Source organism: Novosphingobium sp., assembly GCF_040079535.1.
Taxonomy (GTDB): domain Bacteria; phylum Pseudomonadota; class Alphaproteobacteria; order Sphingomonadales; family Sphingomonadaceae; genus Novosphingobium.
The window spans coordinates 1-7,896 of sequence record NZ_JBEBKB010000061.1 but is presented as its reverse complement, the minus strand read 5'-3'; the positions used below and the strand labels follow the sequence as shown (position 1 = coordinate 7,896).

8 protein-coding genes are annotated in these 7,896 nt (G+C 59.7%); 5 read left to right on the top strand and 3 right to left on the bottom strand.

The features are described 5' to 3' along the window. From ABL914_RS13265 to ABL914_RS13255, 3 genes are all read left to right on the top strand, one after another. Positions 1 to 933: DNA-directed RNA polymerase subunit alpha (locus ABL914_RS13265; RefSeq protein ID WP_391563664.1), on the top strand; the 933-nt coding region annotated here is incomplete at its 5' end. A 110-nt stretch (positions 934 to 1,043) separates the two neighbouring features. Next, positions 1,044 to 1,454 carry a 50S ribosomal protein L17 gene (gene rplQ / locus ABL914_RS13260; RefSeq protein WP_391563663.1) on the top strand — a complete coding sequence of 137 codons (411 nt, stop codon included), beginning with the start codon at positions 1,044 to 1,046 and terminating at the stop codon, positions 1,452 to 1,454. A gap of 157 nt (positions 1,455 to 1,611) precedes the next feature. Further along, positions 1,612 to 3,738 (top strand): prolyl oligopeptidase family protein, encoded by a 2,127-nt coding sequence (locus ABL914_RS13255; RefSeq protein WP_391563662.1) that lies wholly within the window; start codon positions 1,612 to 1,614, stop codon positions 3,736 to 3,738. A gap of 3 nt (positions 3,739 to 3,741) precedes the next feature. Here the strand turns inward: ABL914_RS13255 and ABL914_RS13250 are convergent, their stop codons facing one another. Beyond that, the gene (locus ABL914_RS13250) at positions 3,742 to 4,476 is read right to left on the bottom strand and encodes a sterol desaturase family protein (protein WP_391563661.1); all 735 of its coding nucleotides are present in this window, start codon (positions 4,474 to 4,476) and stop codon (positions 3,742 to 3,744) included. A 191-nt stretch (positions 4,477 to 4,667) separates the two neighbouring features. Between ABL914_RS13250 and ABL914_RS13245 the strand changes: the two genes are divergently transcribed. Both ABL914_RS13245 and ABL914_RS13240 read left to right on the top strand, forming a co-directional pair. After that, entirely contained in the window at positions 4,668 to 5,276 is a 609-nt protein-coding gene (locus tag ABL914_RS13245) for a hypothetical protein (protein WP_391563660.1), read from the top strand. 132 nt (positions 5,277 to 5,408) lie between these two features. Next, a complete protein-coding gene (locus ABL914_RS13240; protein ID WP_391563659.1) occupies positions 5,409 to 5,921 on the top strand; it encodes a hypothetical protein in 513 nt (170 codons plus the stop codon). A 21-nt stretch (positions 5,922 to 5,942) separates the two neighbouring features. Here ABL914_RS13240 and ABL914_RS13235 read toward each other — a convergent pair whose 3' ends face one another. Together ABL914_RS13235 and ABL914_RS13230 are read right to left on the bottom strand one after the other, a co-directional pair. Further along, entirely contained in the window at positions 5,943 to 6,746 is an 804-nt protein-coding gene (locus ABL914_RS13235) for an esterase/lipase family protein (protein ID WP_391563658.1), read from the bottom strand. Beyond that, a partial coding sequence (locus ABL914_RS13230) for a WS/DGAT domain-containing protein (protein WP_391563657.1) occupies positions 6,743 to 7,896 on the bottom strand: 1,154 nt, incomplete at its 5' end. The genes ABL914_RS13230 and ABL914_RS13235, both read right to left, overlap by 4 nt.

Below are 7,896 nucleotides of genomic sequence, written 5' to 3'. Positions count from 1 at the left end.
ACGCTGGGCAACGCGCTGCGCCGGGTGCTGCTTTCCAGCCTGCAGGGCGCCGCGATCACCTCGATCAAGATTGAGAACGTGCTGCACGAATTCTCGTCGTTGGCCGGTGTTCGTGAAGACGTGACCGACATCGTGCTTAACGTGAAGCAGATCGCTATCCGCATGCAGGGTGAAGGCCCCAAGCGGCTTCAGCTGGCTGCCACGGGCCCGGGTGAAATCACCGCTGGCGATATCGCCGTTTCGGGTGACATCGAAGTGATGAACAAGGATCTGGTGATCTGCCATCTCGATGAAGGCGCTACGCTTAACATGGAACTGACGGCCGATACCGGCAAGGGCTATGTGGCGGCTGTATCGAACCGTCCGATTGACGCGCCGATCGGGCTGATCCCGGTTGATTCGCTCTATTCGCCGGTCCGCCAGGTTAGCTACAAGGTTGAAAACGCCCGCATCGGGCAAGAGCTTGACTATGACAAGCTGAGCCTCTCGGTTGAAACCGATGGCACGATCTCGCCGGAAGACGCCGTAGCCTATGCTGCGCGGATCTTGCAGGATCAGCTCTCGCTGTTTGTCCACTTTGAAGATGCGATGCCGGTTGGCTCCTCGCCGATGATTGGCATGGCCGCTGCGCCGGCTGAAGAAGGCGATACCAACCAGCTCAACCGCTATCTGCTCAAGAAAGTGGACGAATTGGAACTGTCGGTTCGCAGCGCCAACTGCCTCAAGAACGATAACATCATCTACATCGGCGATCTGGTTCAAAAGACCGAAGCCGAGATGCTGCGCACGCCGAACTTCGGCCGCAAGTCGCTCAACGAGATCAAGGAAGTGCTGTCCAGCATGGGCCTGCGCCTTGGGATGGACATCCCCGGCTGGCCGCCCGAGAATATCGAAGAAATGGCCAAGAAGCTTGAGCAAGAGCTGCTGGGTTAACCGCTATCAGGGGCGCCTTCGGGTGCCCCGCCACGGTAACGGCAGCCGCCGCAAGCGCTGCCAGGTATGGGGTACCTGATACGGCCCCCTAACGAACGAAGGAAAGATCAATGCGTCATAGATACGCCGGGCGTAAGCTTAACCGCACTTCCAGCCACCGCAAGGCGCTGCTGCGCAACATGGCTGCCGCGCTGCTCAAGCACGAACAGATCACCACCACGCTGCCCAAGGCGCGCGAACTGCGCCCCTATGTTGAAAAGCTGATCACGCTGGGCAAGCATGGCGGTCTTTCGAACCGGCGTCTGGCCCATGCCCGGTTGCTTGATGATGCCCAGCTGGTGAAGCTGTTTGACGTGCTTGCCGCGCGTTATGCTGATCGTGCCGGTGGTTACACCCGCGTGATCAAGGCTGGTTTCCGCGGATCTGACGCGGCACCGATGGCCGTGATCGAACTGGTTGACCGCGATGTTTCGGCCAAGGGTCAGGATTCGGGTCCGGTATTCACCGCCGAAGACGAATAATCCCGCCGTTCATCGAACGGTGAATTGCAAAGGCGCTGACAGGCTCTATCCTGTCGGCGCCTTTTGCATATGGGGAGAATGTGAAGTGCTTCGTCACGCCCGCGCCGGTCTTGGTGCAATTCTTGGACTATGTGCCGTTTCGGTGATCGCTGAACCCATGAGCCTTGTTTATCCAGCCACCCGCACGGTTGACGTTGTTGAAGCGCACTTCGGTGAAAAGGTTGCCGATCCCTATCGCTGGCTGGAAAACGATGTCCGTTCGGATAAGGACGTGGCCGAATGGGTTGGCCAGCAAAACCAGCTTAGCCAGGGCTATCTGGCCAAGCTGCCGGGCCGTGACCAATTTGCGCAGCGGATCCGCGCGTTGATGGATTACGAACGCTTTGGATTGCCGCGCAAGGCTGGAAAATCGTATTTCTATACCCGCAACAGCGGCTTGCAGAACCAATCGCAACTGTTCGTGCGCAAGGGGCTGGGCGGTGCACCGCGGCTGCTGATCGATCCGAATGGCTGGGCCAAGGACGGAGCCACCGCGCTGGATGATTGGGAGCCATCGCAAAGCGGCAAGCGGTTGGCCTATTCGGTGCAGGATGGCGGCAGCGATTGGCGCACGATCCGGGTGCTTGATGCGGCGAATGGCAAGGTTTTGCCCGATGAAATCAAGTGGGCCAAGTTCACCAATATCGCCTGGATCGGCGACAAGGGCTTTCTCTATTCGCGCTTTCCTGCACCGGTTGAAGGACAGGCCTTTCAGCAGCTGAACACCAATCAGGAAGTGCGCTTTCACAAGATCGGCACACCGCAATCGGCGGATGTGCTGGTCTATGCCACGCCCGATCACCCGGACTATGGCCACACTGCGCAAGTGACCAGCGATGGCCGCTGGATGGTGATCACCACCGCGCAGGGGACGGACAACAAGTATGAGGTGCATGTCCTTGCTATCGACAAGCGCGGCAAATGGAGCGCGCCGCAGACACTTGTTGCTGGGCTTGAGAATGACTGGCGCCTGATCGAAGGGATGGGCGATTCGCTCTACTTTATCACCAACAAGGGTGCGCCTAAGCTCAAAGTGGCGAAAGTTGACCTCTATCGCAAAGCACCGTGCGTAGTCACCCCGGAGCAACCAGAGGATGACGTGGCATTTTGCAGGCGGCATCAATATGCCTTCACCGAAGTCATCCCCGAACGTGCCGAAACGCTTGAACGCGCGCAGATCGTGGGTGACAGGCTGATCGTCACCTACCTTAAGGATGCGGCCTCGATCGCCGAGGTGCTGTCGCTTGATGGTACGCCGCAAAAGGATATCGCACTGAACGCGATCGGCACTGCCAGCGGATTTTCAGGCCGGCCGGGCGATCCAGAAACGTTTTATGCGTTTGCCAGCTTCAATCAGCCCAGCGCGATCTACCGGTATGACAGCGCGACCGGTGTCAGCACACCGTTTGCGCAGCCCAAGCTGACCTTCAATCCCGATGATTATCTGGTCGAGCAGCGCTTTTTCACATCGAAGGATGGCACCAAGGTGCCGATGTTTCTGGTCCGCAAGAAAAGCGCGGTTGCCAGCGGCAAGCCGATGCCAACCTTGCTTTATGGCTATGGCGGGTTCGATATCTCGCTGACTCCGGCCTATTCCGCCACGCGGATGGCCTGGCTGGAAGCGGGCGGGGCCTTTGCCATGGCCAACCTGCGCGGCGGCGGGGAATACGGCAAGGCCTGGCACGATGCCGGGCGGCTGAACAACAAGCAGAACGTGTTCGATGATTTCATCGCTGCGGGCGAATATCTGATCGCCCAGGGGATCACCCCCAAGGGCGGCCTGGCAATCCAGGGCGGATCGAACGGCGGCCTGCTGGTGGGGGCGGTGGTCAATCAGCGGCCTGATCTGTTTGCCGCAGCCAACCCGGCAGTGGGCGTGATGGATATGCTGCGGTTCGATCGGTTCACCGCCGGACGGTACTGGGTTGATGATTATGGCTATCCATCAAAGGAAGCCGATTGGCGGGTGCTGCGGGCCTATTCGCCCTATCACAACATTCGCGGCGGCGCCGCCTATCCGGCGATACTGGTGACCACCGCTGATACCGATGACCGGGTGGTGCCTGGCCACAGCTTTAAATATGCCGCCGCGCTGCAGGCCGCAGACCCATCGGGCAAACCGCACCTGATCCGGATCGAAACCCGGGCCGGCCACGGTGCCGGCAAGCCAACTGACAAGGTGGTGGCCGAAGGCGCCGATGTTCTGGCGTTTTTGGGGTATTGGAGCGGGCTGGCTTTGAACTAGGCTTCAGGCCTGGCCCGAAACTTCAGCACCAGGGGCTTTGCGGTGCTTGCCGATGAAGGGCCAGATCAACTGATCGATCAGGCCGTGCGGGCGCCGTTCAAATCCGGTTTCTGGCCGTCCGCTGGGCACGTTGTAGCCACCTAGCAGCACGTCAAAGAACGGGAACAGCGCAGCGAAATTGCTGTCATAGTGCTCAGGTGCTGATGAATGATGGCGGCGATGGTAGGCCGGGCTGTTGATTGCCCATGACCACTTGCCAAAGTTCCAATCGAGATTGGCGTGGGCCACAAAATTCCACATGCTGATCGCGAAATAGCCCATCGCGGCGAGCGGGGTGGGCGAGATGATCATCCCGGCCAGCGAATAGACCGTAACCGTCTTGATCAGGCGATCGGCCCAGAAATGGCGATAGGTGGTCAGCACGGCCATATCGGGATCGGAATGATGCAGGCTGTGCATCTCCCACAGGATCGGGATCCGGTGTTGCAGGCGGTGATACAGGTTTTCCCCCAGATCCTGGACCAGGATGAACAAGACGACGCCGGCCCAGGCGGGCAGGGCTTCCCCTTCGATCAATGATCCGGCTTGCCATGGCTTTACCCAGGCATAGATTGAAAATGCACCTGCGGTGGAGATCGCGAAAGATTGCAGGTTGATCCACCAATCGCCCGAGCTGTGTCCGGCACGCCGCTCTAGCAGAGTGAGGACAATTATCACCGTGATTGAGGGCGAAAGCATTATAAGCCAGTTCATTGCTTCAGCTTAGCCAACCATGGTTAACCAACCGTTGCCACTCCAGATGTTCATAAAACTCGGGTTTAACCTGAACAATAGCTGGCAGCCAGGTTCAGGATCAAGCCACCGGCGATTCGGTAAACCTTCAATCATGTTCGGACAGTCCCGTTCGAATGGAGTGAAGGATCAAAGCCATGAAGACCATCAGCAAATCCCTGATCGGAACCGTCGCGGCGGGCGCGATGGCGATCACTTCGGCAAGCCCGGCATTTGCGGGCCACCGCGATCGCGACGGCGTCAGTGTTGGCGATGTGATCGCCGGCGCCCTGATTATCGGCGGGATCGTTGCAGTTGCCTCGGCCGCAGACAACGATCGCGATTACCGCGGCTATGAAGGCTACAACGGATATCGCGGCGATCGCCGCGGCCATGATGATGACCGCCGCTGGCGCGGCAACCCGCGCCAGGCCGTGGAACAGTGCGTCCATGCCGCAGAGCGCTATGCCGCAAGCCGCTATGGCCGGGCCGACGTTGTCGATATCCGCGAAGTTCGTGATACCCGCAATGGCTTCGAAGTGAAGGGCCGGATCGCGGTGGGCGGCGGACGTGACCGCAGCCGCGGCTGGCGCAATGGCGGCGGCTATTACAACGACGGCTACTACAACAACAACAATGGCAACAACCATAACAATGGCAACCATTGGGGCGGCAACTACGGACGCGGCGATGACGGTTCGTTCAAATGCAAGTTCGAACGCGGCCGGATTGCCGATCTGGACATCGATGGAATCCGCGGGCTCTAATTTCGCGGCACCATGAAGTAACGCTGGCGGTTCAGGCTATAGCAAGCCTGGGCCGCCTAGCCGTTGGTCATCAGGGGTAATGCGCGTGACGCTTTTGGGCTGCTTGGCCTTCCCTGCAGGAGGGCCCGCACCATGACAGTCAGATTTTCCCGCGGCAGCGCAGCGCTTGCCAGTGTTGCTGCTTTTTCACTCACCGCCAGCCCGGTCATGGCCAATGGCTGGGGCGATTGGGGCCGGCATCGGCACCGTGACCGGGTTGATGTTGGCGATGTCCTGACCGGAATTCTGATTATCGGCGGGATCGCCGCAATTGCCAGCGCGGCCAGCTCCAGCAACCGTGATCGTGATCGCCAGCGTGAAGATCGCCAGGATCATGATCAGGACTATCCGCAGGATCGCGGTCCCGGCTATGCCCCGGCAGTGGAGGCCAGCCCTTCATGGACCGAAGGCGGGGTTGGCGCGGCTGTCGATCGCTGCATGCAGGAACTATCCAGCGGCGCAGGCCGAGACGAGATTGAAAGCGTCAACCGGGCTGGGCAGGGCTGGCGCGTCCAGGGCCGGACCGGCCAGGGCAAGGCTTTCTCTTGCACCGTTGATGGCAGCGGCCGGATCCGCAATATCTCGGTTGAGGGCGAGGCGTATTAACGCCCCGATTTACCCCTCCACTTAGTGCAGGCGGCTTTGCGGGAACATCCAGCGCTGTGACAGGCGTGGTTTGAACGGCTTCCATTCGCCCTCAGCCTGTTTCAGGCGATCTGCCAGCGCAATCATGACGCTGGGGTTTACACCAAGCCCGCAATGGCTGGCGTGCACTTCGATATTCTCGGTTTGCAGGCTGCCCTTGTCCGGATGCTGGACCGATCCGCGCCAGTGGACAATGCCATCGGTGCGGGTCAGGATTGAAGTGGTTGGCACCGGCGGTGCCTGATCCAGCCCGGTAAAGTGGCCGTGTTTGACCGGTTCGGGTTCCTTGCCGTTGAGCATTTCAAACAACCGGCTGGCGTTGGTATGGCGGCGATCATCGTGGATCGGGCTGCCCAATGAGATCACCTGGCGGACCGCATCAGGGTGCAGCTTGGCCAGTTCGCGCGCGAATACACCGCCCAGGCTCCACCCGACGATTGAAACTTTGCGCCCGGTTTGCTTGAAGATGTCGAGCAGTAGATGCTCCATTTCGTGGACCCGCTGAAGATCCACCCGCACGTTGCGGCCCAGCTTCCAGCCATAGGCATCATAGCCCAGATCTTTCAGCAGTTTGCGCATTGGCTGGGTTGATCCATCGGATGCCATGAAGCCGGGCAATACCAGCACTGGATGGCCATCACCCTTGGGCAGAAGCCCCAAAAGGTGGCGCGTGGCATAGAACGCGGCAAGCTCGAGCACCGCGCGGCCTTCGGCCAGGGCGAGCAACGTGTGCGGCGGACGAGCCTCAATTTCCAGCGCGGTGCGCGATGCAGTGGTTGCGGTCATTTCTTTTTGCTCTTCCCCGATTTTGCCGCGCCCTTTTTCGCAGCAGGTTTTGTTTTTTCGGTTTTAGCCGGCGTGGCCTGGCGTTGTTCTGGTGGCGGTGCGGCGCGTGCAGCATCGCGCAGTTCGGTAAAGCTGTCCTCGATGCATTGTGCGTAGAAATCCGGATCCGGCATCAGCTTGCGATCGGCGGTGAACGCGATCGTTGCTTCCTTGCAATAGCTTTGGACCACGTGGCCCAGGCCCAGACCATCGGTAAGGCACAGCAGCCCCATCATGCTTTCAAGCCGGGCTCCGCTGGAATAGATCGGCACGGGCGGGCCGGGCACATTGGTGACCACGGTGGAGAAGGGCGGGCCGACCCGGTTAGCCAGGCCAAGCCGCGTAAATAGCTGTGCACCCAGCGCCATGAACAAGGCTGGTGAAACCTTGCTGATCTCGGTCATGTTGCGGGCACCGATCGCGTCGGTCATCGCTTTGGAATTGACGGTCTGCGAATGAACGTAATCAAGCCGTTCCAACGGATCGGCAATATGCGTGCCAAGCGGCGCGATAAGCGCGGCAACCTGATTGCCCATATCACCTTTTTCGCCGCTTGATCGAACCGAAATGGGGGCCATCGCGGTCAGGGTTTTGGCTGGCAAGTCATTGTGATGCAGCAGATATTTTCGCATCGCTCCGCCAACGATCGTCAGGAATACGTCGTTGACCTTGGCCCCTGCCGATGCCTCGCGGATCGCCTTGATATCGGCGAGCGGGACCGAACGCCCCTCGATCACCCGGTTAGGGGAAAGCACCGCGTTAAAGCGCGTTCGCGGCGCGATCATTTCGCCGTGAAGTTTGAAATCCTTGGCGATCAGTCCCTTGATCGCATTGGCGACGCCCGGCATTGCCTTTGCTGCAACGTCCAGCTGGCGCAGCGGGTTGGCCAGATTGTTGATCCAGCTTTTGGCCAGCAGTTCGGCAAAGTTGGGCGGATCTTCGCCCCTCCAGGTATCGGGCTCGTTCGGCGGAGGAGCATTGGGATCAAGCGTGTGCAACGCTTCCATCAGATCAATCCCGCTCATCCCGTCAACCGCGGCATGGTGCACCTTGGTGACCATCGCAAACGAACCGGGGGTGATGCCGGGAATATTGTCGAGCCCTTCAACAA